General features: G+C 72.1%; 22 protein-coding genes and 1 pseudogene. 16 read left to right on the top strand and 7 right to left on the bottom strand.

Features of this window, described 5'->3' with window-relative positions; translation table 11 throughout:
- Nucleotides 1–9: 9 nt before the first annotated feature.
- From C6376_RS04880 to C6376_RS04870, 3 genes are all read right to left on the bottom strand, one after another.
- Nucleotides 10–492: a succinate dehydrogenase hydrophobic membrane anchor subunit gene (locus C6376_RS04880; RefSeq protein ID WP_107442268.1), complete on the bottom strand. Its 483-nt coding sequence runs from the start codon at nt 490–492 to the stop codon at nt 10–12.
- A 5-nt stretch (nt 493–497) separates the two neighbouring features.
- A complete protein-coding gene (gene sdhC, locus C6376_RS04875) occupies nt 498–878 on the bottom strand; it encodes a succinate dehydrogenase, cytochrome b556 subunit (protein WP_079041644.1) in 381 nt (126 codons plus the stop codon).
- 256 nt (nt 879–1,134) lie between these two features.
- Complete coding sequence (locus C6376_RS04870; RefSeq protein ID WP_107442267.1) at nt 1,135–1,689, bottom strand: 2-oxo-4-hydroxy-4-carboxy-5-ureidoimidazoline decarboxylase; 555 nt, start codon at nt 1,687–1,689, stop codon at nt 1,135–1,137.
- Between the two features lie 250 nt (nt 1,690–1,939).
- Here C6376_RS04870 and C6376_RS04865 point away from each other — a divergent pair, with 250 nt between their 5' ends.
- The 6 genes from C6376_RS04865 (at nt 1,940) to C6376_RS04840 (ending at nt 8,987) form a co-directional block, all read left to right on the top strand.
- The gene (locus C6376_RS04865) at nt 1,940–3,538 is read left to right on the top strand and encodes a glycoside hydrolase family 20 protein (protein WP_107442266.1); all 1,599 of its coding nucleotides are present in this window, start codon (nt 1,940–1,942) and stop codon (nt 3,536–3,538) included.
- 144 nt (nt 3,539–3,682) lie between these two features.
- Nucleotides 3,683–4,237, top strand: coding sequence for a hypothetical protein (locus C6376_RS04860; protein ID WP_107442265.1), 555 nt, complete (start codon nt 3,683–3,685; stop codon nt 4,235–4,237).
- 94 nt (nt 4,238–4,331) lie between these two features.
- A complete protein-coding gene (locus C6376_RS04855) occupies nt 4,332–4,757 on the top strand; it encodes a hypothetical protein (RefSeq protein WP_107442264.1) in 426 nt (141 codons plus the stop codon).
- 511 nt (nt 4,758–5,268) lie between these two features.
- Nucleotides 5,269–5,928, top strand: coding sequence for an RNA polymerase sigma factor (locus tag C6376_RS04850; RefSeq protein WP_107442263.1), 660 nt, complete (start codon nt 5,269–5,271; stop codon nt 5,926–5,928).
- Complete coding sequence (locus C6376_RS04845; protein ID WP_107442262.1) at nt 5,928–7,088, top strand: hypothetical protein; 1,161 nt, start codon at nt 5,928–5,930, stop codon at nt 7,086–7,088. Before C6376_RS04850 ends, C6376_RS04845 begins: the two co-directional genes overlap by 1 nt.
- A 318-nt stretch (nt 7,089–7,406) precedes the next feature.
- On the top strand, nt 7,407–8,987 hold the full coding sequence (locus C6376_RS04840; RefSeq protein ID WP_107442261.1) for a methylmalonyl-CoA mutase: 1,581 nt from the start codon (nt 7,407–7,409) through the stop codon (nt 8,985–8,987).
- A 154-nt stretch (nt 8,988–9,141) separates the two neighbouring features.
- On the opposite strand, the gene C6376_RS04835 is transcribed toward C6376_RS04840, so the two are convergent.
- The gene (locus tag C6376_RS04835; protein WP_107448778.1) at nt 9,142–10,497 is read right to left on the bottom strand and encodes an FAD-dependent monooxygenase; all 1,356 of its coding nucleotides are present in this window, start codon (nt 10,495–10,497) and stop codon (nt 9,142–9,144) included.
- A 196-nt stretch (nt 10,498–10,693) separates the two neighbouring features.
- On the opposite strand from C6376_RS04835, the gene C6376_RS04830 reads away from it, so the two are divergent.
- The 10 genes from C6376_RS04830 (at nt 10,694) to C6376_RS04785 (ending at nt 21,442) form a co-directional block, all read left to right on the top strand.
- The gene (locus tag C6376_RS04830) at nt 10,694–11,344 is read left to right on the top strand and encodes a TetR/AcrR family transcriptional regulator (protein ID WP_107442260.1); all 651 of its coding nucleotides are present in this window, start codon (nt 10,694–10,696) and stop codon (nt 11,342–11,344) included.
- A 425-nt stretch (nt 11,345–11,769) separates the two neighbouring features.
- Nucleotides 11,770–13,023, top strand: coding sequence for an amidohydrolase (locus C6376_RS04825; RefSeq protein ID WP_107442259.1), 1,254 nt, complete (start codon nt 11,770–11,772; stop codon nt 13,021–13,023).
- 289 nt (nt 13,024–13,312) lie between these two features.
- On the top strand, nt 13,313–14,377 hold the full coding sequence (locus C6376_RS04820) for a BMP family protein (RefSeq protein ID WP_107442258.1): 1,065 nt from the start codon (nt 13,313–13,315) through the stop codon (nt 14,375–14,377).
- Between the two features lie 202 nt (nt 14,378–14,579).
- On the top strand, nt 14,580–16,106 hold the full coding sequence (locus C6376_RS04815; RefSeq protein ID WP_173985859.1) for an ABC transporter ATP-binding protein: 1,527 nt from the start codon (nt 14,580–14,582) through the stop codon (nt 16,104–16,106).
- Nucleotides 16,103–17,230: an ABC transporter permease gene (locus C6376_RS04810; protein WP_107442256.1), complete on the top strand. Its 1,128-nt coding sequence runs from the start codon at nt 16,103–16,105 to the stop codon at nt 17,228–17,230. The genes C6376_RS04815 and C6376_RS04810 overlap by 4 nt, the downstream gene beginning before the upstream one ends.
- On the top strand, nt 17,230–18,513 hold the full coding sequence (locus C6376_RS04805; protein WP_107442255.1) for an ABC transporter permease: 1,284 nt from the start codon (nt 17,230–17,232) through the stop codon (nt 18,511–18,513). The genes C6376_RS04810 and C6376_RS04805 overlap by 1 nt, the downstream gene beginning before the upstream one ends.
- Nucleotides 18,510–18,911 carry a cytidine deaminase gene (locus tag C6376_RS04800; RefSeq protein ID WP_107442254.1) on the top strand — a complete coding sequence of 134 codons (402 nt, stop codon included), beginning with the start codon at nt 18,510–18,512 and terminating at the stop codon, nt 18,909–18,911. The genes C6376_RS04805 and C6376_RS04800 overlap by 4 nt, the downstream gene beginning before the upstream one ends.
- Nucleotides 18,912–19,052: 141 nt before the next feature.
- Complete coding sequence (locus C6376_RS04795; protein ID WP_173985858.1) at nt 19,053–20,330, top strand: thymidine phosphorylase; 1,278 nt, start codon at nt 19,053–19,055, stop codon at nt 20,328–20,330.
- Nucleotides 20,331–20,451: 121 nt separating this feature from the next.
- Nucleotides 20,452–21,036, top strand: coding sequence for a Uma2 family endonuclease (locus C6376_RS04790; RefSeq protein ID WP_107442253.1), 585 nt, complete (start codon nt 20,452–20,454; stop codon nt 21,034–21,036).
- Between the two features lie 19 nt (nt 21,037–21,055).
- On the top strand, nt 21,056–21,442 hold the full coding sequence (locus C6376_RS04785; protein ID WP_159083156.1) for an STAS domain-containing protein: 387 nt from the start codon (nt 21,056–21,058) through the stop codon (nt 21,440–21,442).
- Here the strand turns inward: C6376_RS04785 and C6376_RS04780 are convergent.
- The 3 genes and pseudogenes from C6376_RS04780 to C6376_RS04770 form a co-directional block, all read right to left on the bottom strand.
- Nucleotides 21,326–22,342 (bottom strand): sigma-70 family RNA polymerase sigma factor, encoded by a 1,017-nt coding sequence (locus C6376_RS04780; protein WP_107442252.1) that lies wholly within the window; start codon nt 22,340–22,342, stop codon nt 21,326–21,328. The two genes, C6376_RS04785 and C6376_RS04780, sit on opposite strands and share 117 nt — an antisense overlap.
- 169 nt (nt 22,343–22,511) lie before the next feature.
- Nucleotides 22,512–22,748, bottom strand: a pseudogene (locus tag C6376_RS45020) (DNA polymerase III subunit beta); the annotation flags it as partial.
- A gap of 9 nt (nt 22,749–22,757) precedes the next feature.
- Nucleotides 22,758–24,059: an MFS transporter gene (locus tag C6376_RS04770; RefSeq protein ID WP_107442251.1), complete on the bottom strand. Its 1,302-nt coding sequence runs from the start codon at nt 24,057–24,059 to the stop codon at nt 22,758–22,760.
- Nucleotides 24,060–24,079: the final 20 nt, after the last annotated feature.

Genomic DNA, 24,079 nt, shown 5'->3' with positions numbered 1-24,079 from the left:
ACCCCGTGCCTAGCGGATGTTCGGGTCGAAGGTGAAGATCACCAGCGTGCCCAGCAGGATGGTGAACACCGTGGCGGTGTAGAGCAGGCCCTTCAGCCACAGCCGGGTGTTCGCGCGCTCCGCGTAGTCGTTGATGACCGTGCGCAGGCCGTTCGCCCCGTGCAGCATCGCGAGCCACAGCATCAGCAGGTCCCAGACCTGCCAGAAGGGGGACGCCCAGCGGCCCGCCACGAACGCGAAGCCGATCTTCGACACGCCGCCGTCCAGCACCAGCTGGATCAGCAGGTGGCCGAGGACCAGCACGACCAGCACGACGCCCGACAGGCGCATGAACAGCCAGGCGGCCATCTCGAAGTTGCCCCGGGTGGACTTCGGGGTCTTCTTGGTGCGCTTGCGCGGGGCCTCGATGAAGGGCGCCGGGTTGTCGACGCCGTAGCCGGAGCCGCCCTCGACGGGGCCGATGCCGGCTGCGGTGGATTCAGTGGTCGCCATGGGTGTCAGCTCCCGAACAGTTCACGAGCGGCGTGTCCGAGGACGGGGTAGACCGCCCCGAGCATCAGCACGAGCCACAGGCCCACGACGGTCCAGAGCATCTGCTTCTGGTAGCGCGTGCCCTTCGACCAGAAGTCGACGGCGATGACGCGCAGGCCGTTGAGCGCGTGGAAGAGGATGGCGGCGACGAGGCCGTACTCCAGCAGCGCGACGATGGGGGTCTTGTAGGTGGCTACGACCTTGTCGTAGTCCTCGGGGGAGACACGCACGAGGGCGGTGTCCAGCACGTGGACGAACAGGAAGAAGAAGATGAGGACGCCGGTGACTCGATGAGCCACCCAGGACCACATTCCTTCCCGGCCGCGGTACAGCGTTCCAGCCGGCACGGAAGAACCCTCCGGGAGCGGGGATTGGGGCCTGCCGGCTTGGGTGTCGGACGGGCCCGGCCGGGTACGGTCCACCGGCCCCCAGCATCGTAGCGAGACGTCGGCGCAGGGCTTACGCCGGGCCTACCGGTGTGATCAAAGTGGCACGCGTATGGGTGAGCGCCTGCGGCATCCGGGAGGTTATCGGCCGGAATGCGCCGAGTGCGGCCGCGTGGTGGTCCATCGCGCCCGTGCGGCGGCCGCCACGGCACATCGACTACGGTCCCGCGCCCCTGACGGCGCCGGCCAGCCGTCCCCTGGCCAGACGGCGCAGTTCGTCCGCCGCCACCACCCGTTCGTCCTCCGGATCGTTCGCCAAACGTGACCGGATGCCCTCCAGCACGTGGTCCAGGGCCTCCGACGGCGGCAGCCCGTCCAGGCAGATGACGAACGCGTGCCCGAACCTGGCCTCGTAGGCGGAGTGGGCCGCGCCCAGCGCCATGTGGGCCGCTCCGTACGCGTCGTCCGGCAGCGCGGGAAGGGTCTCCGCAGCCAGGGCCTCCGCCAGGTCGCCCGGCGTCAGGTCGTACGCCGCCTCGTCCGACGCCGCCAGCAGGGACTCCACCGTCGGATAGGGGCGGTGGTCGGCGAGGCGGCGGGCCCAGCGGGGACTGTGCAGGCAGGTCAGGAGCACACGGCGGGCCTCGTCGGCGGACGCGGTGTTGAAGCCGTGCAGCACGGGCACCGGCGACGTCCGGGTCTGCGCCGGTATGGCGAGGCGGCCGGAGAGGTGGGGAAGACGGTGCGCAGGCAGCGTGGATCCTCGCGTCACGTGTGTGGTGGCAGGGGATGCGGTGAAGGATGTGTCGTCAACGTTATCGAGAGCGGTCGAAGTGTGTCCGACCGATGCCTGAATTTCACTCGAACGAGAGAGTTTCAGAATGTGTCGTGGACCCCTTCGCGGGGACTTCGGCGCGCCCAGGCCGCGGGCGGGCCGTACGGTTGGCGGAGTGAGCAGGCACAGGCACCGGCGCCGGGCGCCGCAGACGCAACCGCACCACAGGGTCGTGACACGGGCACTGATGGCGGGCGGGCTGGTCGCCGCGCTCGGTGTCGGAGCGGGGCTGTGGGCCTCCTCGGGCGATGCCGGGACGCCGACCGGGTCGTCCTCCCAGCAGGTCGCCGAGGGCGCCTCCGCCGACGGCCGCGGCGCGGCCCGCGCCCCGGCCCCGAGCCCCACGCCCAGCCGTTCCTACGCCCTGTCCACCGCCCCCCGCACCATCCCCGCCGTCCGCTCCCACACCCCGGCCCGCGGTCCGGGCTGGCGGCCCGCGGCCGGCCGCCGGGTCGTGGTCGGCGACGCCCAGCTCGCCGACGAGGGGCGTCTGGTCGCCGGCGAGCTGGGACTCGCCTACGCCGGCGTGCGCAACGACGCGCGCGCCGGTGACCTGCGCCTCGCCCGCAACGCCGACCGGGGCGCGAGCCCGGAGTCGTACACCATGACCGTGCGCGGCGGGCGGGTCACCGTCAGCGCGCCCTCGGACGCCGGGGTCTTCTACGGCACCCGCACCCTGAAGCAGGAGGTGCGCGGTGGCGGGACGGCACCCGAGGGCGTCGTGCGCGACCAGCCGGCGAAGCCGCAGCGCGGGTTCACGCTGGACATCGCGCGCAAGAACTTCAGCGCCGGCTGGATCGAGGACCGGGTGCGCGAGCTCGGCGACCTCAAGTACAACCAGCTCGGCCTGCACTTCTCCGACGACCAGGCGTTCCGGATCCAGTCCGACACGCATCCGGAGATCGTCGCCCGGGAGCACCTGACCAAGGCCCAGGTGAGGAAGATCGTCGCCCTGGCGGCCCAGCGGCACATCACCGTGGTGCCCGAGATCGACTCGCCCGGACACCTGGGCGCCGTCCTCGCCGCCCACCCCGAGCTGCAGCTGCGCAACGCGCAGGGCGTCGCCACCCGCGGGGCGATCGACATCTCCAAGAAGGCGTCCGCGAACCTCCTCGACGACCTGCTGAACGAGTACGCCGGCCTCTTCCCCGGCGGCTACTGGCATCTCGGCGGCGACGAGTACCAGGCGCTCACGGTGCGCAACCCGGCCGCCTCCTACCCTCAGCTCGCCGCGGCCGCGACGGCCCGGTACGGCCCCGGCGCGGGCGTCTCCGACCTCGCCACCGGCTGGCTCAACGACCGCGCCGACACCGTCCGCGCCCACGGCCGGACGATGCGGGCGTGGAACGACGGGTTCTTCCGCGGCACGTCGGTGAAGCCGGCCTCCGATCTGGTGGTCGCCTACTGGACGGGCAAGGAGTTCGGCGCCCGGACGCCGACGGAGTACCTGAGCGCGGGGCGCAAGATGCTCAACTACAACGACAAGTACCTCTACTACGTCCTCGGCGAGCCCAACGACTTCGTGTACCCGACCGGAAGGCGCATCTACGAGGAGTGGACCCCGCGCGTGCTGCGCGGCACCACCCCGGTCGCCGCGCGGTACGACGCCCAGATCCTCGGCGGCTCCTTCTCGGTCTGGTGCGACCTCGCGAACTCCCAGACGCAGGCGCAGGTCGCGGCGGGCGTGCGGATGCCGCTGCGGGCCACCGCGCAGAAACTGTGGGACGCGCGGACACCGACGCTGACCTGGACGCAGTTCACGTCCCTTGCGAACAGGCTGGGCTGATTCCGGCTCGTCTGTCATGCTCGGCCGACTGCGCACCGGTCCCGGGGTTGGCTGAAAAGATCTCCTGTGACACTCCCGGGCCGTCGCACGCAGTAAGGGGAAGTGCGGGCTCCGTCAGGTCGGGCCCTGGCGAGGGAGGCGTGAATGAGCCTGGTGGAACTGATCGCTCAGGCCGACGAACGCGGACTGGCCGCCAGCGGGTTGGCTTGTTTGGACCGGTGTGTGCCCCTGCTCGGCGGCGATGACGAGACCCTGCGCCCGCTGTGGGGAAACCTCGCGGACGCCTCCGACGCGGCCGACTGGGGCGAGTTGCTGGAGCAGACGCGCGCCAAGCTGGACTCCGCGGACGACGTGGGCGACGAGGCCGTGCTGCTGGTCCGCCGGATGCTGGCCGCCGCCCCGGCCGACCGACGCGCCGCCGAGGTGCGGACCTGGGCCGACGCCTGCTCCGTCGCCTCGCTCCAGATCCACCGCCTGCTCGACCCGGCGGCGGACTCCGGCCCGGTCGACTCCGGCCGCGAGGGCCGCACGGCGGGCATGTCGCCCCTCGTCGCCGCCGAACTGCGCCGCCAGGTCATCGTCCTGGAGGTGCTCGCCGGTCACGGCGCGGGCGGACTGCGGCGGGCGCTGGAGGTGTCCACGGAAGGACGCCGGGTGCTGCGGGCCGTGGTGTCGCGGCGGGCTCGTGGACGATCGTGAGCGTTTCGCGGCGGAGCTGGGGCGGTCCTGCACCGGTCTCGCGTCCGCCGCGCAATCGCGTGACGGAACACCCGCCGGCCTCGCTCAATGGAGTGTGACCCGCAGGACGACAGAGCAGAACGAACAGACCGGGCAGCCCCGTCCCCCCGCCCGGCCCTCCGCCGCGGCCCGGCCCGTGCGATGGGCGGCGGAGGCGGTGGCCGCCGCGCCCGACACCGTGCGGCCGTACCTCGACCACTCGCCGCAGAGCCTGTGGCGCGTCGACCGGTGGATCGCGGAACTGCGGCGCGCCGGCGCCGCGCCCGCGGCCGTCGAGGACCTGCTGCGCGGACTCGGCGCCTACGCCGGTGAGGTGATCGTCCGTCGGTCCGGCGCCCAGTGGTGGGCGTCCGGCGGCGACCACTGGGTCCGCACCCCCGACGGCCGTCTGTGGGAGCCCCTCGACGAGGCCCGCCGCTGTTTCGCCGGCCACGGCTCGCTGCGCCTGCTGTGCCGGGACGCGGTCCCCGGGAGCCGGTGACCGCGGGACGACCGCGGGACGACCCGGCGAGGTGTGACCGTGGGCGCAGCCGTGGAGCGCCGTCACCGGGGCGACGGCCGGGGCCGCCACCCCCAGCCGGCAAAGGCCTGAAAAGGTCTCTGCCCAGGCGCTTTACGGAAGGTGAGGTCCCCGCTCCAGCTGAACCGGTGCGCGGACGACATGGAACGCTCGGGCGAGGGGCCCGGGGTGCCTCGGATGATGCCTGGTCACCTGGGGTTGAACGCGAGACGGCCAGAGCCGCCACCCCCCACAGGAGAGGCCCCGGCCGTCGCGCGGTACGGGCCGCGCGGCGACCCGTACTTCCTACAGCGCCAGGAGTGCGGTTTCCGTCACACCTTGCGCGCGTCACGAACCCGTTGCATGTTCTATGAACATGGACGGGCGGTGGTTTCAGGTCGTAACGTGCCTTTCGCGCCGGACGGCCAAGCGGAAGACCACCGCTACGACCTGCGGTCCCGAGACCGCGAAGCATCGACCGAGGAACCACGACGTGGGGGACGACGCGGAGCTGACAGCCGCGGTGCTCGCGGCACAGCACGGGGACGAGACCGCGTTTCGGACCGTGTACCGCACGGTGCACCCGCGGCTGCTGGGATACGTGCGCACACTGGTCGGTGACACCGACGCCGAGGACGTGACGTCCGAGGCCTGGCTGCAGATCGCCCGGGACCTCGAGCGGTTCGCCGGCGACGCGGACCGCTTCCGCGGCTGGGCCGCCCGGATCGCCCGCAACCGCGCCCTGGACCACATACGGATGCGCGGAAGACGCCCGGCGACGGTCGGCGACGAGACCGAGCTGGCCGGCCGGGCCGCCGAGTCCGACACCGCGGGCGAGGCCATCGAGGCGCTGGCCACCGGCCGCACCCTCGGCCTCATAGCCAGGTTGCCGCAGGACCAGGCCGAGGCCGTCGTCCTGCGGGTGGTCATGGGACTGGACGCCAAGACGGCCGCCGACACCCTCGGCAAGCGGCCCGGCGCGGTGCGCACCGCCGCCCATCGGGGCCTGAAGAAACTCGCCGAGCTGCTCGGCGACGACCCGGAGACGGCCGGTGTGCTGGACGCGCTGCCGCCCCAGCGACGGCCGCGCTCGCGCACGGTGACGTCCGCCGGTGTGACGCATGCGCGCACCCGGACGCAGAGGGACATGTGATGGCCGACAAGCACGACAGGTGGCTCGACCGCGAGACGTCCGAGCGTCTGCTGCGCGGTGAGTCACCCGACGACGCTGTCGCGGGCGCCGCCCGGGAAGAGGCCGAACGCCTCGCCAGAACGCTCCGCGCGCTCGCGGCGTCGGCCGCCGCTGTGTCGCCCGCCGACGAGGAGCTGCCCGGCGAGGCCGCGGCCCTCGCCGCGTTCCGCAAGGTGCAGGCCGACCGCCATGACCTCGCGGCCCGCTCCGGTCCCGCGGGTCTCCCGGGTCTCCAGGGTGTCGCGGGTCGCGCGGCTCAGGCCGCCCGGGCCGGACGCTCGGCCCGGGCCGTGGCCGTAGGCGCGCCCGCGCCGGAAGGCGGCGGCGACGCGGATCTGGTCCGCATCGGCGGGCCGGTCGAGGAGAGTGGGCGCCGTCCGCGCCGGGGCCGTCCCGTGCGGCTGGGGCTGGCCGCCGCGCTGGCCGTCGGGATGGTCGGCGGGGTGTCGGTCGCGGCGGCGGCCGGATATCTGCCGACGCCGTTCGACGACCAGGGGCCCGGGCGGCCCGTGGCGTCCGTCTCCGCCTCCGCGCCCTCCGGCGGCCGTCCGCTCGGCTCGTCCTCCCCGACCGCTTCGGCCGGCGACGGCGCGGCGTCCGCGCCGAAGCCCGGCGCGAGCCCCACCGACGGGGGTCCGGACGGAAAGGGCCCCGCGGGCGCCCCGCAGGGCCATGGCGACCGACCGTCCGCGGTGACCTCCTCCTGCCGTGAACTCGGCGCCGGCAAGGCCCTGGACCTCGAGCGCCGCCGACGACTGGAGAAGCTGGCCGGCGGCGCACAGCGGGTCCAGGCGTACTGCGCGGTCCTGCTCGACGGCGCCCGCGCCGGGAGCGGCTCGGCGGGCCGGGACACCGGAAAGGGTCAGTCGGGCCGCGGCAGCGGTGGCGGCGGCGCGGCCGGGCAGCAGGGTGCCGACGACACGGGCGGCCGCGGCGGCTCCGACGACGACGATGACGCGGGCAGAGAGGGCCACGGGCCCGGCCGCGGACACGGCCGGGGGCAGGGGCACGGGCGCGAGCACGGCCAGGGGCAGGGACAGGGACAGGGACACGGGCAGGGACAGGGGCACGGGCAGGGACACGGCCGTGGTGCCGACGGAGGTCCTGGAAACCGCGGTTGACCTGCGATTTTCGCGTCACCGAAAAATTCTTCCGCGGCGGGTGTGACATTTTCCGCGGTCGGTACGCAGTACCGAGTGAGCCGACTGGTCATCGGCCCCAGCACAGAGCCGGGGGTTCCCCCCGTACCTTCGGCTCGTGCGCTCGGCGCGGGCGGGACACGTTCCCCCGGTCCCGCTCGCGCCCCATACACCCCTCCCTCGCGTCACACCTCTCCCTCCCGCCCGGATGACGAGTCGCGAACCGCCCGGCACACTGACGAGTACTCAGTCGGAGACCAGAGGCGGCCGCCGCGACCGCCCGGCGGGAGGCCTGCACCCATGGCGCGTGAGTCGGAGTCCGGACTGCCCATCGAGCCGGTGTACGGCCCGCGGGACCTGGCCGGCTGGAACCCTTCCGAGCGGCTGGGCGAGCCGGGCGCGTACCCCTTCACCCGGGGCGTCTACCCGTCGATGTACACGGGCCGCCCCTGGACGATGCGCCAGTACGCGGGGTTCGGCACGGCGGTCGAGTCGAACGCCCGCTACCGGCAGCTGATCGCCCACGGCACCACCGGCCTGTCGGTAGCCTTCGACCTGCCCACCCAGATGGGCCACGACTCCGACGCCCCGATCGCGCACGGCGAGGTCGGCAAGGTCGGCGTGGCGGTCGACTCGGTCGAGGACATGCGGGTGCTGTTCGACGGGATCCCGCTGGACCGGGTGTCGACGTCCATGACGATCAACGCCCCCGCCGCGCTGCTGCTGCTGATGTACCAGCTGGTCGGCGAGGAGCAGGGCGTCCCGGCCGACCGGCTCACCGGCACGGTCCAGAACGACGTGCTGAAGGAGTACATCGCGCGCGGGACGTACATCTTCCCGCCGAAGCCCTCACTCCGCCTGATCGCCGACGTCTTCAGGTACTGCCGGGCCGAGATGCCGCGCTGGAACACCATCTCGATCTCCGGCTACCACATGGCGGAGGCGGGCGCGTCACCCGCGCAGGAGATCGCCTTCACGCTGGCCGACGGCATCGAGTACGTCCGTACGGCGGTCGCCGCCGGCATGGACGTGGACGACTTCGCACCGCGGCTGTCCTTCTTCTTCGTGGCCCGCACGACGCTCCTCGAGGAGGTCGCGAAGTTCCGCGCCGCCCGCCGGATCTGGGCGCGGGTGATGAGGAAGGAGTTCGGTGCGAAGAACCCCAAGTCGCTGATGCTGCGCTTCCACACGCAGACCGCCGGCGTCCAGCTGACGGCCCAGCAGCCCGAGGTGAACCTGGTCCGGGTCGCCGTCCAGGGCCTGGCGGCGGTGCTCGGCGGCACCCAGTCGCTGCACACCAACTCCTTCGACGAGGCCATCGCGCTGCCGACCGACAAGAGCGCGCGGCTGGCCCTGCGCACCCAGCAGGTCCTGGCCCACGAGACGGACGTGACGGCCACCGTCGACCCCTTCGCGGGCTCGTACGTCGTGGAGCGGATGACCGACGACCTGGAAGCGGCGATCGTCGGTCTCATGCGCCGGGTCGAGGACCTCGGCGGCGCGGTGTCGGCCATCGAGCAGGGCTATCAGAAGAACGAGATCGAGAGGTCCGCCTACCGCATCGCGCAGCAGACCGACTCCGGCGAGCGGGTCGTGGTCGGCGTCAACCGCTTCCGGCTGGACGCGGAGGAACCGTACGAGCCCCTGCGCGTCGACCCGGCCATCGAGGAGCAGCAGGCGCGGCGCCTGGCCCGGCTTCGCGCGGAGCGTGACCCGGCGGCCGTGGACGCCGCCCTCGACGCCCTGAGGAAGGCGGCGCGGGGCGAGGACAACGTCCTGTACCCGATGAAGGACGCGCTGCGGGCCCGGGCGACGGTGGGCGAGGTGTGCAACGCCCTCCGGGAGGTCTGGGGGACGTATGTGCCGTCGGACGCCTTCTGAGCGGGGCGACCACTTCACCTGCGGCCAGGGCGTGTTTCGAAAGTCCCGTCCGCCCTTCGGGCAGACGACGCTACTTTCGAAACACGCCCCAGGACCTGTCCGGCCGGTCATGCCGCGGACCCGGGGCGAACGGGCACCGCCGCAGCGCTGCGGCTCAGTGCGCCCGGAGGCCGTGGCGGCCGAGGCCGACCCGCGCCCGGTAGGCCTCGAGTCCGTCCGGAGTGTCGCCCGCCCAGCCCACGTGGCCGTCCGGGCGGACCAGGTACACGCCGGTCTCCAGGGTCAGCAGGGTCCAGTCCGGTCCCCTGAGCCGGTCGAAGAGACGGACGCCGTCGGCGGTCAGGTCCGGGACGCGGTCGCCGGCCCGCAGCGGACCGGGAGCCGGCCTCGTCTCCTCGCTCAGTGACGACCGCCGGTAGTGCAGGCCCAGCTGCCGTGTGCCCGCGCCCCGGCGTGCCTCGTCCCGGTGGATCGCCGTGGACAGGCCGAGTATGTGCGCGGCGACCGGGCGGCGCTCCTCCTCGTAGGTGTCCAGCAGGTCTTCCGGCGCCCCTTGGGTCAGTACCGCGCCCAGTTTCCAGCCCAGGTTGTACGCGTCCTGGACGCTGGTGTTGAGGCCCTGGCCGCCGGCGGGGGAGTGCACGTGCGCCGCGTCGCCGGCCAGGAAGACCCGGCCCTGGCGGAAGCGGTCCGCCAGTGCGGCGCGCGGGCGGAAGTCGGACGCCCAGCCGATCCCCGTGACGTCCTCGGCGGCGAGGTGGGTGCGCTCGGCGACGACCGCGCGGACGCCCTCCGGCGACAGGTCGGGCCGCGTCCCCTCCGGGAACCGCGCGGCCAGCTGGAAGTCGTCCGTCCCCGCCAGCGGGCACAGGGCCAGGAAGTCCGAGCCGCCGGCCGGCGGGAACACGTGCCAGTGGTCCCGGCCCAGACCCGCGATCCGCACGTCCGCGACGAGCGTCGGCCGAGGGTCCACGGTCTCGCCCGTCATCCCGATGCCCAGCGCCCGCCGCAGCGCGGACCGTCCGCCGTCGGCGGCGACGGCGTACCGGGCGCGGACCGTCGCGCCGGAGGCGAAACGGGCCGTCACCCCCGCCGCGTCCTGCTCCACGCCCACGACCTCGCGGCCGAAGGCCACCGACCCGCCCAGCTCCGCCAGCCGGGCCAGCAGGATCTCCTGGTTCCGCCACTGCGGGACCATCCAGGGGGCGGTGAAGCGGGAGCCCTCCTCGCCGTCCTCGGCCGGGTCGAACATGATGTGCTCGCCGGCCTGAACGCCGTCCGCCCAGATCATGCCGACCGGGTACGGACCGCCGGCGGCGAGGATCTCGTCGAGGACGCCGAGGTCCTCGTAGACCTCCAGGGTGCGCGGCTGCAGGCCCTTGCCGCGCGAGCCGGGAGCCAGGGTCGCGCCCCGTTCCACCACCAGCGCGTCCACCCCGCGGCGGGCGAGGTCGATGCCGAGGACGAGGCCGGCCGGACCCGCGCCGACGATCAGGACGTCCACGTCCACGTCCACATCCCCGTCCACATCACCGTTCACGTTCGTATGCGGGTCCACTTCCACGTCCGGGTCCAGGCCGGCGTGCGCGCCCGCATCCCTGTTCGTGCCTTTGGTCCCATACGTGCCGGTACCCATGAAACTCTCCTTAACGTTGTTAAGTCCCTTCGTTCACGAGAGTGGCCTTAACGGCGTTAAACTGTCAAGTGTGAGCACCGGACGACGAGCCCCCCTCGACCGCCAGCGGGTCGCGGACACCGCACTCGGGCTGCTGAACGACGTCGGCCTCGACGGGCTGACCCTGCGCGCCATCGCCAGGGAACTGGACGTCAAGGCGCCCGCGCTGTACTGGCATTTCAAGGACAAGCAGGCGCTGCTGGACGAGATGGCGACCGAGATGTACCGGCGGATGGTCGCCGGTGCCGAACTCGACCCCGCCGACACCTGGCGGCAGCGGCTGAGCAAGTCCAACCACGGTCTGCGCCGAGCCCTGCGCGGCTACCGCGACGGCGCGAAGGTCTTCAGCGGCTCCCGCTTCACCGGCGTCGAGCACGCCGAGCAGATGGAGGACGGCCTGCGGCTGTTCACGGCCGCCGGCTTCACCCTCGCCCAGGCGGTCCGCGCGACCTCGACGACGTACCTCTACACGATCGGCTTCGTCACCGAGGAGCAGGGCGTCGAGCCGCTGCCCGACGAGCGGCGCGAGGGGTTCGACGTCGAGGAGCGGGCCCGGCGGCTGGCCGCGTTCCCGCTGTCGGCGCAGGCGGGCGCGGAGATCTTCGCCGACTACGACCGGCACTTCGCGGAAGGCCTCGACCTGATCGTCGACGGGATCGCGGCGCGCTACGGAGTCGGCTGAGGCGGCGCGCCGGGGCGGTCGGCGGCTCCTCGTCCGGGCGGCCGGGCCGCCACGTCTTTCGCCGCACCCCTCCGCCGGGGCTCCGCCCGTTCTCCGTGCGGCGCCGCCACGCTCACCTCGCGCCCGCCCTCCCCGGCCGTGCCGGCCGGGTCGCCCTGTGTGGCGGGACCGCTGCGCGGAGGTGATGATTCCAGGATCGGTCCCGGTACGTGGACCGGCACGGCGTGCCATCGGCGGTCCGTGGTATCCGTGAGAGAAAGGAAGAAGTGTGGGCAGCCGACCTCGAAAGTCGGCGAGTGTACCCATCCCGCACAGCAGCCATGCGCCGCGCGGCCGACTTTTCTTCGCCTGACGGGTTGAAGTTTTGTTGATCGTAGGTCGGTCGACCGCCCAGGCGTCCTACCCTTCAGAGGGTGAAGCAACTGATGTCCCGAGAGTCCGAGGCCGATCCCTCAGGGGAAGCCGTGCTCCCCGACGCCCTTCCCGGCGTCCTGCCGGAGGCGCTGCGCGCCGAGCTCGTGGCCTTCCGCCGCGACCTGCACATGCACCCTGAGCTGGGCAACCAGGAGTTCCGCACGACGGCCGCGATCAAGGCCCGCCTCGAGAAGGCGGGACTCAAGCCCCGCGTGCTCGCCGTCGGCACCGGCCTCATCTGCGACATCGGAACCGTGGGGGCGGAGGGTGCGGCGGTCGACGGCGTGCCCGTTCTCGCGATGCGCGCCGACATCGACGCGCTGCCCATCCCGGACACGAAGACCGAGTGCGCCTACCGGTCCACCGTCCCCGACCGCGCGCACGCCTGCGGCCACGACGTGCACACCACCGTCGTCCTCGGCGCCGGTCTCGTCCTGGCGGAGCTGCATCGGCAGGGCCGGCTGCCGCGACCGGTGCGGCTGATCTTCCAGCCCGCCGAGGAGGTGCTGCCCGGCGGCGCCGCCGACGCCATCGCCGACGGCGCACTGGACGGTGTGGGCCGGATCATCGCCGTGCACTGCGACCCCCGGGTCGACGCGGGCAAGGTCGGTCTGCGCGAGGGGGCCATCACCTCCGCCTGCGACCGGCTGGAGATCTCCCTGGACGGGCCCGGCGGCCACACCGCACGCCCGCACCTGACCACCGACCTCGTCACGGCGGCCGCCCGGGTCGTCACCGACGTGCCCGCGCTGGTCGGCCGCCGGGTCGACACCCGCGCCGGGCTGGCCGTCACCTGGGGCCGCATCGAGAGCGGGCACGCCCCGAACGTGATCCCGCAGCACGCCGAGCTCTCCGGCACCGTCCGCTGCCTGGACCTCGAGGCGTGGCGGCAGGCTCCGGACATCGTGGTCGCGGCGATCGACGAGGTGGCCAACCTGCACCGGGCCAAGTCGGAGATCAACTACGTGCGAGGCGTCCCGCCGGTCGTCAACGACACGGACGTCACCGCCCTGCTGCGGGACGCCATGGTGGCCCGGCGCGGCGAGTCGGCCGTGGAGGGCACCGAGCAGAGCCTCGGCGGCGAGGACTTCTCCTGGTACCTGGAGCGGGTCCCCGGCTCGATGGCCAGGCTCGGTGTGCGCCCGCCCGGCGAGCGCACCGTGCGCGACCTGCACCAGGGCGACTTCGACGCCGACGAGTCGGCGATCACCGTCGGTGTCGAGCTCTTCACGGCGGCGGCGCTGCTGGACGCGGCCGGCAGGTGAGCCGACGGCGGCGGAACGGCTCTCACGTGGCCGTTCCGCCGTTCGGCGCAACCGTGTTGTAAGCCATTCGTCCCCGGTTCGAAATCATCGGCGCGAAGCCGCAAGTCACCGAGTTCAGACGGCGTTCGCCTCGAATCGATAACGGCGTCGCGAGGGGTGTTTTTCTGACATCTACGCGCGTTACGATGCCGCGAAGCCAACGCCGATCGGGGCGTCCAGGCCCGAGCACTGGCATGGTGCTCACATCAAGCGCCGACAAGGCGCTCAGGTCAGGTGAAGGAGCCTTCCCGTGCGCCGGGTAGCCAAGCTTTCCGCTGCGTGTATCGCCACCGCAGCTCTCGCACTGACTGCCACTGCATGTGGCAGCACCTCCTCCGAGAACGACGCCAGCAGCTCGTCCTCCGCCTCCACCGGCGGCGGTTCGGGCGTCAAGATCGGTCTCGCCTTCGACGTCGGCGGCCGTGGTGACCGTTCCTTCAACGACTCCGCCGCGCGCGGCGCCGACAAGGCCAAGGCCGAGTTCGGCGGCTCGATCAAGGAGCTGACCGCCAAGACCACCGACACCGAGGCCGACCGCGAGCAGCGTCTGACCGACCTGGCGAACGCCGGCTACAACCCCATCGTCGGCGTCGGCTTCTCCTACGCCACCTCGATGACCAAGGTCGCCGCGAAGTACCCGAAGGTCAGCTTCGGCATCGTCGACTCGGTGGTGGACGCCAAGAACGTCGACAGCATCACCTTCACCGAGGAGCAGGGCTCGTACCTGGCCGGTGTCGCCGCGGCGCTGAAGACCAAGAAGAACCACGTCGGCTTCATCGGCGGCGTCGACGTCCCGCTGATCAAGAAGTTCGAGGCGGGCTTCACCCAGGGCGTCCACGACACGAAGCCGGCCGTCAAGGTCGACTCCCAGTACCTGAGCCACGGCTCGGACTTCTCCGGCTTCGCCAGCCCCGACAAGGGCAAGGCCGCCGCGTCGGGCATGCTCGACAACGGCGCCGACGTCATCTACTCGGCGGCCGGCTCCTCCGGCAACGGCGCGATCGAGGCCGTCAACGGCGTCAAGGGCGCCTGGGCCATCGGCGTGGACTCCGACCAGTACAACATCCCGGGTCTGGCCAAGTACAAGGCCTCGATCCTGACCTCGATGGTGAAGAACGTCGACGTCGGCGTCTACGACTTCGTCAAGTCCGTCCACGACGGCAAGCCGCTGACGGGCGTCAACAACTACTCGCTCGCCAAGAACGGTGTCTCGCTCGCCACCAGCGGTGGCTTCATCGACGACATCAAGACCCAGCTGGACGCGGCGAAGAAGAAGATCGTCGACGGCTCCATCACGGTCAAGACCACCCCGTGACCTGATGGTCGCCGCCTGACCCCGGGCTCGACGAGGGGGGTGCACGACAACCCCCTCGTCGAGCCATAACAATGTGTCAACTCTACGCGTGTAGCGCGGAGTTGCCGCGCTAGCGTCGCCGACGCCTGCCCTCCCCTACGCAGCCCCTTTTCCCCGAGGAGAGTGCGCCATCAACGCGTCCAGCCCTCCCGCTGCCGTCGAACTGCGCGGCATCACCAAGCGATTCCCCGGCGTCGTCGCCAACCGCGACATCGACATCACGGTTCGCACCGGCACCGTCCACGCCCTGTGCGGTGAGAACGGCGCCGGCAAGTCCACCCTGATGAAGATCCTCTACGGCATGCAGCAGCCGGACGAGGGCACCATCACCGTGAACGGCGACCAGGTCACGTTCGGCAACCCCGCCGACGCCATCGCGCGCGGCATCGGCATGGTGCACCAGCACTTCATGCTCGCCGACAACCTCACCGTCCTGGAGAACGTCGTCCTCGGAGCGGAGAAGCTCCACGGCATCGGCGGCAAGGCCCGCACGAAGATCAAGGAGATCTCCGACGCGTACGGGCTGAACGTCCGGCCCGACGTCCTCCTGGAGGAGCTCGGCGTCGCCGACCGCCAGCGCGTGGAGATCCTCAAGGTCCTCTACCGCGGCGCCAAGACGCTCATCCTCGACGAGCCCACGGCCGTCCTGGTGCCGCAGGAGGTCGACGCCCTCTTCCACAACCTGCGCGAGCTGAAGGCCGAGGGCCTCACCGTCATCTTCATCTCGCACAAGCTGGGGGAGGTGCTGTCCGTCGCCGACGAGATCACCGTCATCCGGCGCGGCACCACGGTGGGCACGGTCGAGCCTTCGAACACCACGACCAAGCAGCTCGCCGAGCTGATGGTGGGCAGCGAACTGCCCACTCCGGAGACCGAGGAGTCCACGGTCACGGACGTCCCGCTGCTGAAGCTGGACGGGCTGCACCTGACGCAGACGGACCTCGACGGCGTCGAGCGGATCATCCTCGACGACATCTCCTTCACCATCCACAAGGGCGAGGTCCTCGGCATCGCCGGCGTGGAGGGCAACGGCCAGTCCGAGCTGGTCGAGGCGATCATGGGCATCCGCGCTCCGGACGCCGGCGTCGTCACCCTCGACGGCACCGACATCTCCCACGCCCCCACCCGCAACCGCCGCGAGGCCGGCGTCGGCTACATCCCCGAGGACCGCCACCGCCACGGCCTGCTCCTCGAGGCGCCGCTGTGGGAGAACCGCATCCTCGGCCACGTCACCGAGCGGCCCAACTCGCGTGGCCAGTTGCTCGACATCAAGGCCGCCCGCACCGACACCGAGCGGATCGTCGAGGCGTACGACGTCCGCACGCCCGGCGTCGACGTGACCGCCGCCTCGCTGTCCGGCGGCAACCAGCAGAAGCTGATCGTCGGCCGCGAGATGAGCCACGCCCCCAAGCTCCTCATCGCCGCCCACCCCACCCGCGGCGTGGACGTCGGCGCGCAGGCGGCGATCTGGGACCACATCCGCGAGGCGCGCCGCGAGGGCCTGGCCGTGCTGCTGATCTCCGCCGACCTGGACGAGCTCATCGGGCTCTCCGACACCCTGCGGGTCATGTACCGCGGCCGGCTGGTCGCCGACGCCGACCCCGCCACGATCACCCCCGAGGAGCTGGGCTCCGCCATGACGGGTGCGGCCACCGGCCACCTGGAGCACGCAGAGGACGACGCCCGATGAAAAAGCTGACCGCACGGATCGACAAGGAGCGGCTGCTCCTCGGGGTCGCGGCCCCGCTGCTGGCGATCGTCACCGCGCTCGTCGTCACCGCCCTGGTCATCCTCGCCACCGGCAAGAACCCGGGCGCGGCCTTCAGCGACATGCTGACCTACGGCTCCGCCAGCGACAGCCAGGTCTACATCCTGAACAAGGCGACGACGTACTACCTGGCGGGTGTCGCGGTGGCCATCGGCTTCCGCATGAACCTGTTCAACATCGGCGTCGACGGCCAGTACCGGCTCGCCGCCTTCGTCGCCGCCGTCCTCGGCGGCGCGCTGACCGTGCCCGGCTGGATCGCGATCCCGCTGATCATCCTGTGCGCCATGGCGACCGGCGCCCTGTGGGCGGCCATCGCGGGCATCCTCAAGGTGACCCGCGGCGTCAGCGAGGTCATCTCGACGATCATGCTGAACTCGATCGCCACCGCGATCATCGCCTACCTGCTGCAGCCGGGGAAGCTCGCCGAACTGCAGAGCGGCGGCACGGTCGTCTCGACCGACCCGCTGCCGAAGTCCTCGTACTTCTTCACCATCGACACCGGCGCGGCCGGTGTGCTGTGGGGCTTCATCGTCGTCGCCGTCCTCGTCGGCGTCGCCTACTGGTTCGTACTCGGCCGCACGCGGTTCGGCTTCGACCTGCGCACCGTCGGCCAGTCCGAGAGCGCGGCCACCGCGAGCGGTGTCTCCGTCAAGAAGATGGTCGCCACCAGCATGGTCATCTCCGGCGCCGTGGCCGGTCTGATCGGCATGCCGACCCTGCTCAACGACAGCCACCAGTTCAGCAACGACTTCCCGTCGGGCATCGGCTTCACCGGTATCGCCATCGCCCTGCTCGGCCGCAACAACCCGGTCGGGATCGCGCTCGGCGCGCTGCTCTGGGGCTTCCTGGAGCGCACGACCAACCACCTCGAGTTCGAGGGGTACGACAAGGAAATCCTCGGCGTCATCCAGGGCGTCATCGTGCTGTGCGTCGTCATCGCCTACGAGCTCGTCCGGCGCTACGGCCTCAAGCGCCAGCAGCAGCGGGTCGGCGCCGAGCTCGCCGCCCAGGCCGCCGCCCCGACCAAGAAGCAGGAGGTGGCGTGATGACTGCCACGATGACCGACACGCCGCCCCCGGCGGCGCCCAAGGCGGACACCGGCGGCCGGTCGGGCCGCTCGGTCGGCCGGATCCTCACGATCATCGCCGGCGCGCTGGTGCTCGTCGCCGTGGTCCGCATCATCACCGGCGCCAACCAGCTCACCTCCGAGGGCCAGGTCTCGGCCGCACTCGGCCTCGCCGTGCCCATCGGCCTCGCCGGTCTGGCCGGCCTGTGGTCCGAGCGGTCCGGTGTGGTCAACATCGGCCTCGAGGGCATGATGATCCTCGGCACCTTCGGCGCCGGCTGGATCGGCTGGCAGTCCAACCCCTGGCTCGGTCTGCTGTGCGGTGTCGGCTTCGGCGTCCTCGGCGGTCTGGTGCACGCCGTCGCGACCGTCACCTTCGGCGTCGACCACATCGTCTCCGGCGTCGCGGTCAACCTGCTGGCGCTCGGCATCACCCAGTACCTCGCCAAGCTGTTCTTCTCGGAGGGCAAGCCGGCCGAGGCGGGCGGCAACCCCAAGCAGTCCCCGCCCGTGGAGTCCCTGCCCCACATCGACGTGCCCGGCCTCTCGGACGCCCTGCAGTCCGTCGAGAAGCACCACTGGTTCCTGCTCTCCGACATCGCCGGCGTCCTCGGCGGTCTGGTCACCGACCTGTCCGTGGTGACGCTCCTCGCCTTCCTGCTGTTCGTCGGCAGCTGGTGGCTGCTGTGGCGCACCCCGTTCGGCCTCCGGCTGCGCTCCTGCGGTGAGAACCCGATCGCCGCGGAGTCCCTCGGCGTCAACGTCTACAAGTACAAGTACGCGGCCGTGGCCGTCTCCGGCGGCCTCGCCGGCCTCGGCGGCGCCTTCCTCGCCCTGGTCACCTCGCACACCTACCTCGAGGGCCAGACAGGCGGCCGAGGCTACATCGGCCTCGCGGCGATGATCTTCGGTAACTGGCGTCCCGGCGGTCTGGCCATGGGCGCGGGCCTGTTCGGCTACTCCGACGCGCTGCAGCTGCGCAACGGCGGCGAGACCGTCCACGCGCTGCTGCTCCTGCTGGTCGTGCTTCTCGCGGGCCTGGCCGGCTGGAAGCTGTACCGCAAGGCGCACTGGCAGGCCGGGATCAGCCTCATGGTGGCCGCGCTCGTCCTGGTCTGGTACCTGTTCACCGACGAGGTCCCGAGCGACTTCGTGGGCGCCACCCCGTACGTCGTCACGCTGCTGGTGCTGTCGCTGTCCGCGCAGCGACTGCGCATGCCCAGGGCTGACGGCATGCGCTACCGGAAGGGCCAGGGCAAGTGACCCCGGCGGCCGCAGTCGACTGGGAGGCGTTGCGCGAGGTGGCCCGCGAGGCCATGTCCCACGCGTACGCCCCCTACTCCGGCTACCCGGTCGGTGTGGCGGCGCTCGTCGACGACGGCCGGATCGTGTCCGGCTGCAACGTCGAGAACGCCTCCTACGGGCTCGGCCTGTGCGCCGAGTGCGGGCTGGTCTCGCAGTTGCAGAACACCGGCGGCGGCCGGCTCACGCACTTCACCTGCGTGGACGGCCGCGGCGAGGTCCTCGTCCCGTGCGGCCGCTGCCGTCAGCTGCTGTACGAGTTCGGCGGCCCCGGCCTGCTGCTGGAGACGCCGGCGGGAATCCTGACGCTCGCCGAGATGCTCCCGCAGGCCTTCGGCCCGGACCACCTCACGAAGTGACTTCCGCACGGCCCCTCTGACGTGCTCAGAGGGGCCGCGCACTTTCCCCCCTCGTTTCTCCCCGCATTTCTCCCCACGTCTTGCCGCACCACCGTGCACCACCGTTGCACCACCGGAAGGAAAGCCATGACGCACATGTCGATGGACGCCGTCTCCGTCATCCGCGCCAAGCGGGACCGCGGTGAACTCAGCGACGAGCAGATCGACTGGGTCATCGCCGCGTACACCGGCGGCGAGGTCGCCGACTACCAGATGGCCGCCCTCAACATGGCCATCCTGCTCAACGGCATGAACCGGCGGGAGATCGCCCGCTGGACGGCCGCGATGATCGCCTCCGGCGAGCGCATGGACTTCTCCGCCCTGTCCCGCCCGACCGCCGACAAGCACTCCACGGGCGGCGTCGGCGACAAGATCACGCTGCCCCTGGCCCCCCTCGTGGCGGCCTGCGGCGCGGCGGTCCCGCAGCTCTCCGGCCGCGGCCTCGGCCACACCGGCGGCACCCTGGACAAGCTGGAGTCGATCCCGGGCTGGCGCGCGCTGCTCTCCAACGAGGAGATGCTGGCCGTGCTGGACGGCACCGGCGCGGTGATCTGCGCCGCGGGCGACGGTCTCGCCCCGGCCGACAAGAAGCTGTACGCGCTGCGGGACGTGACCGGCACCGTCGAGGCCATCCCGCTGATCGCCTCGTCCATCATGTCGAAGAAGATCGCGGAGGGCACCGGCTCCCTGGTCCTCGACGTGAAGGTCGGCACCGGCGCCTTCATGAAGACCGTCGAGGACGCCCGGGAGCTCGCCTCCACGATGGTGGGCCTCGGCACCGATCACGGAGTGAAGACCGTCGCGCTGCTGACGGACATGTCCACGCCCCTCGGCCTGACCGCGGGCAACGCCCTGGAGGTCCGCGAGTCGGTGGAGGTGCTGGCCGGCGGCGGCCCGGCGGACGTCGTGGAGCTGACGATCGCCCTGGCCCGCGAGATGCTCGACGCGGCCGGGATCAAGGACGCCGACCCGGCGAAGGCGCTCGCCGACGGCTCGGCCATGGACGTCTGGCGGCGCATGATCGCCGCCCAGGGCGGCGACCCGGACGCCGCGCTGCCCGTCGCGAAGGAACAGCACGTGGTGAAGGCGGCAGCCTCGGGCGTCCTGACCCGTCTCGACGCGTACGACATCGGCATCGCCGCCTGGCGCCTGGGCGCCGGCCGGGCCCGCAAGGAGGACCCGGTGCAGGCGGGCGCCGGCGTCGAGCTGCACGCCAAGCCCGGCGACACCGTGCGCGAGGGCCAGCCCCTCCTCACCCTCCACACGGACACCCCGGAGCGCTTCGAGTACGCGCTCCAGGCGGTCGAGGGCTCGTACGACGTCAGCGCCCCCGGTACGGCGTTCACGGCCTCCCCGGTCGTGCTGGAGCGCATCGCCTGACCTGGCCCGCGGCCGCAGGCCGCCGCTGTCACAGCCCTCATTCGGGTGAACGGGATCGGTGGACCTCCGCCGGTCCCGTTCGGCATGCTGGACTCGGTGACGCACCGACAAGGAGACCGCCATGAGCGCACTCACCGTGGGCCACGACCCCGAGCAGAGCTGGGACGACCTCGTCCGGTTCTGGGAGGAGATGGAATGGCCCGAGGGCAGCAAGGTGGAGATCATCGAGGGGATCGTCACCGTGTCACCTGCTCCCGCATACCGTCACAACGTCATCGCGGCACGCATCCAGCGTCGCCTCTACTCGGTGATCCCCGAGGACTGGGAAATCTTCCAGACCCTGGCCATCGCCGTGCCGTCGCGGCTGGGCATGCTCATCCCCGACCTCGTGGTGGCTCCCGTGCGGGAGCACACGGAGGCGGACACCCACATCCCGGCCGCGCTCGCCGAGCTCGTCGTGGAGGTCACCTCGAAGTCGAACGCCCGGCACGACCGCATCAGCAAGCCCGCCGCCTACGCCTGCGCGGGCATCCCCTTCTACCTCCTCGTCGACCGCTGGGCCCCCGAAGGCCCCGCCGCGTCGCTCTACGGGGAGCCGAAGGGCGACGTCTACCAACTGCTGACCTCAGCGAAGTTCGGCGAGGCCCTCAAGCTTCCCGCGCCCTTCGACGTCGTCATCGACACCGGCGAGTTCCCCGTCGCGTAGGCGCCCGCCGTGGCGGGCGATGAGTTGGGGGCTTCCGCCCGGTCTACCGATCGTGGAAGCGACGACACCCCCCGTGCTCACCCTGACCGGCCCTGTCACCCGTGGGCAGGCGGCAGGGCTGGGTGACGCCGTGCGCACGCTGCTGGCCTGTACCGAGACCGGGGTCGTGGTCTGCGACGTGGCCGGGATCGGGCCGCCCGGTCTCCTCACCGTCGACCTGCTGGCGCGGCTCCAGCTGGCCGCGCGGCAGTCCGGGGGCCGGATACGCCTGCGTGGCCCCGACCCCGCGCTACGCGCCCTGCTCGACCTCGTCGGCGTCCCCGTCCAGGTGGAGGGGGAGGTCGAAGAGGGGGAACCAGCGCTGGGTGTCGAGGTAGAAGTGGAACCCGGTGAGGCGGCCGTCTGAGATCTCCAGGACCTGGACGGCCCACGGCGTGAACCCGCCCTTCTCCGGGTCCGGCTTGTACTGGGCGAACCCCGGCAGACCGTTGACCTCGACCGGCAGCAGGCGCGAGCCCTCGCAGGCGGAGCCGAGCGTGGTCATGAAACCGGTGATGTCGTCGTGCCCGGTCAGCCACAGGTCGAACGGCGGCATCGTCATGACGGCGTCCTCGTGGAGCAGGGCCGTCAGCGCCGTCATGTCATAGCCCTCGAAGGCCGCCACATAGCGGTCCAGGAGCTTTCGCTGCTCCTCGTCGAGCGGGTCCGACACCGACGCGTCCGCGCCGGACTCCTTCCGCTCGGACAGCGTGGCCCGCGCCCGCTGCAGCGCGCTGTTGACCGAGGCGACGGAGGTGTCCAGCAGCTCGGCCACCTCGCTCGCCCGCCACGCCAGCACCTCCCGCAGGATCAGCACCGCCCGCTGCTTCGGCGGCAGCTGCTGCAGCGCGGCCATGAACGCCAGGCGCACCGACTCCTTCGCGACCGCCGCCTCGGCCGGGTCCTCCACCGTCGGCAGCACACGGGCGTCGGGCATCGGCTCCAGCCAGGTGTTGTCGGGGCGCGGCGAGAGCGCGGCCCGGGCGAGGGGGGTGGGCCCGGAGAGGTCCATCGGCCGGGCCCGCTTGTTGCCGGCCGTCAGCATGTCCAGACAGACGTTGGTGGCGATCCGGTAGAGCCAGGAACGCAGGCTGGAGCGGCCTTCGAACCGGTCATAGCTGCGCCAGGCGCGCACCATGGTGTCCTGTACCGCGTCCTCCGCCTCGAAGGACGAGCCGAGCATGCGGTAGCAGTAACCGGTCAGTTCCGTCCGGTGCTTCTCCAGTGCGACGTCGAGGTCCGTCGTCGTCGCCGTGCTGTCGCTCATCGTCCAACCCACCCCTGCGGCCGTCCTGTCACGCGTCGTCGCGCCCAGCACTTCGGAAGCTACCGCAGCCCACTGACAACGGCCTGTCGAGTCGACGAACGCGCAGGTGGAAGGCCCTGCACGGGCCCTTGCCGCCGCTGCTCGCAGCCGCGGTCGCGGTCGCCGCCCAGACCAGCTGCCTGACCGACGTCAGCAGGTGCCGGTGGCTCTGTGGCGCGTCCGCCGAGCTCAGCAGCGTCCGCTGGCCGGTCCCCAGCAGCTGCACCCGCAGCCGCGTCGCCCCGAACGACGACAGCGCGTCCGGCAGATACGCCGGGTTGAAGGCCACGCTGACCTCCTCGGCGCCGGTCAGCGCGGCCGGCAGCCGCTGCGCCGCCACGTCGTCGCCGTATCCGGCGCGCAGCAGCGAGGGCGGTCAGGCGGCGGCCGGAGCCGCCCGGCGCGCCGCGCGCGTGCCGGCCACCGTGATCGCGACGACGCCGAGCACCGCGAGGAGGCCGACGCCGACCGTGCCGGCCCAGCCGCCCGAGTGGAAGGCGATCGCACCGACCGTGGAGCCGGCGCTGGAGCCGACGTAGTACGCGGACTGGTAGAGCGCGGAGGCCTGGGCGCGGCCGGTGGTCGCCGTCCTGCTGACCGCCGACGACGCCACCGCGTGCCCCGCGAAGAAGCCCGCCGTGATCAGGACCAGGCCCAGCAGCACCGACGCCAGCGAGTCCGCCAGCGACAGCAGCAGGCCCGCGGCGGTCGTGCCGCCCGCCAGGTACAGCGCGCCACGCCGCCCCAGCCGGCCGACCAGCCGGCCCGCCGTCGACGCCGACACAGTGCCCACCAGGTACACCAGGAAGATCGAGCCGACGACGCCCTGGGGGAGTGCGAACGGCTCCTCCGTCAGCCGGTAGCCGATCACCGTGTACACGCCGCCGAAGACGGTCATGAACAGCGCGCCGATCGCGTACAGCCGGCGCAGCAGAGGGTCGGCGAGGTGGCCGCGGACGGTGCGGGCCAGGACGCGGGGCGCCAGGGAGCCCGGCGTGAAGTGGCGAGGTGTCGGCAGCAGCAGGCGGAAGGCGACCGCGCAGGCCACCGCCAGCGCGCCGATCACGCCCACGGCGATCCGCCAGCCCCACTCCTGCGCGACCCAGCCGGTGATGACCCGGCCGCTCATCCCGCCGACGCTGTTGCCGGCCACGAACAGGCCGATCGCCGTGACCAGCGCCTTGGGCCGGACCTCCTCCGCGAGGTAGGCCGTGGCCGAGGCGGGCAGCCCGGCCAGCGCCGCGCCCTGCACCGCCCGCAGCACGACCAGCCAGCCCAGGGAGGGCGCGAACGGGACCAGCAGGCCGACGCCGACCGCGACCCCCAGCGAGCCCGTCATCACCGTACGGCGGCCGTAGCGCTCCGACAGGGCGCTCATCGGCAGGACGAACAGGGCCAGCCCGCCGGTCGCCGCCGCCACGGTCCAACTCGCCTGACTCGCCGCCACCCCGAAGTCGCCGGAGATCAGCGGCAGCAGCGCCTGCGTGGAGTACAGCAGGGCGAAGGTGGCCACACCGGCGAGGAAGAGCGCGAAGCTCATCCGGCGGTAGCCGGGGCCGCCGGGGGCCAGCCGTGAGTCGGAAGGGGCGGTGGTGACGGCGGCGGGGGCGGTTGCGGCTGAGCGGGCGGGCGAAGCGGCGACCACGATCGTGGACGCCCCGGTACTGGCGGGAGACATGCCTCGAACCTACGGAGGGA

It is taken from the genome of Streptomyces sp. P3 (genome assembly GCF_003032475.1).
Classification (GTDB): Bacteria; Actinomycetota; Actinomycetes; order Streptomycetales; family Streptomycetaceae; genus Streptomyces.
The sequence above is the reverse complement of the archived record's forward strand: the minus strand, read 5'-3'. Positions and strand labels throughout refer to the sequence as shown.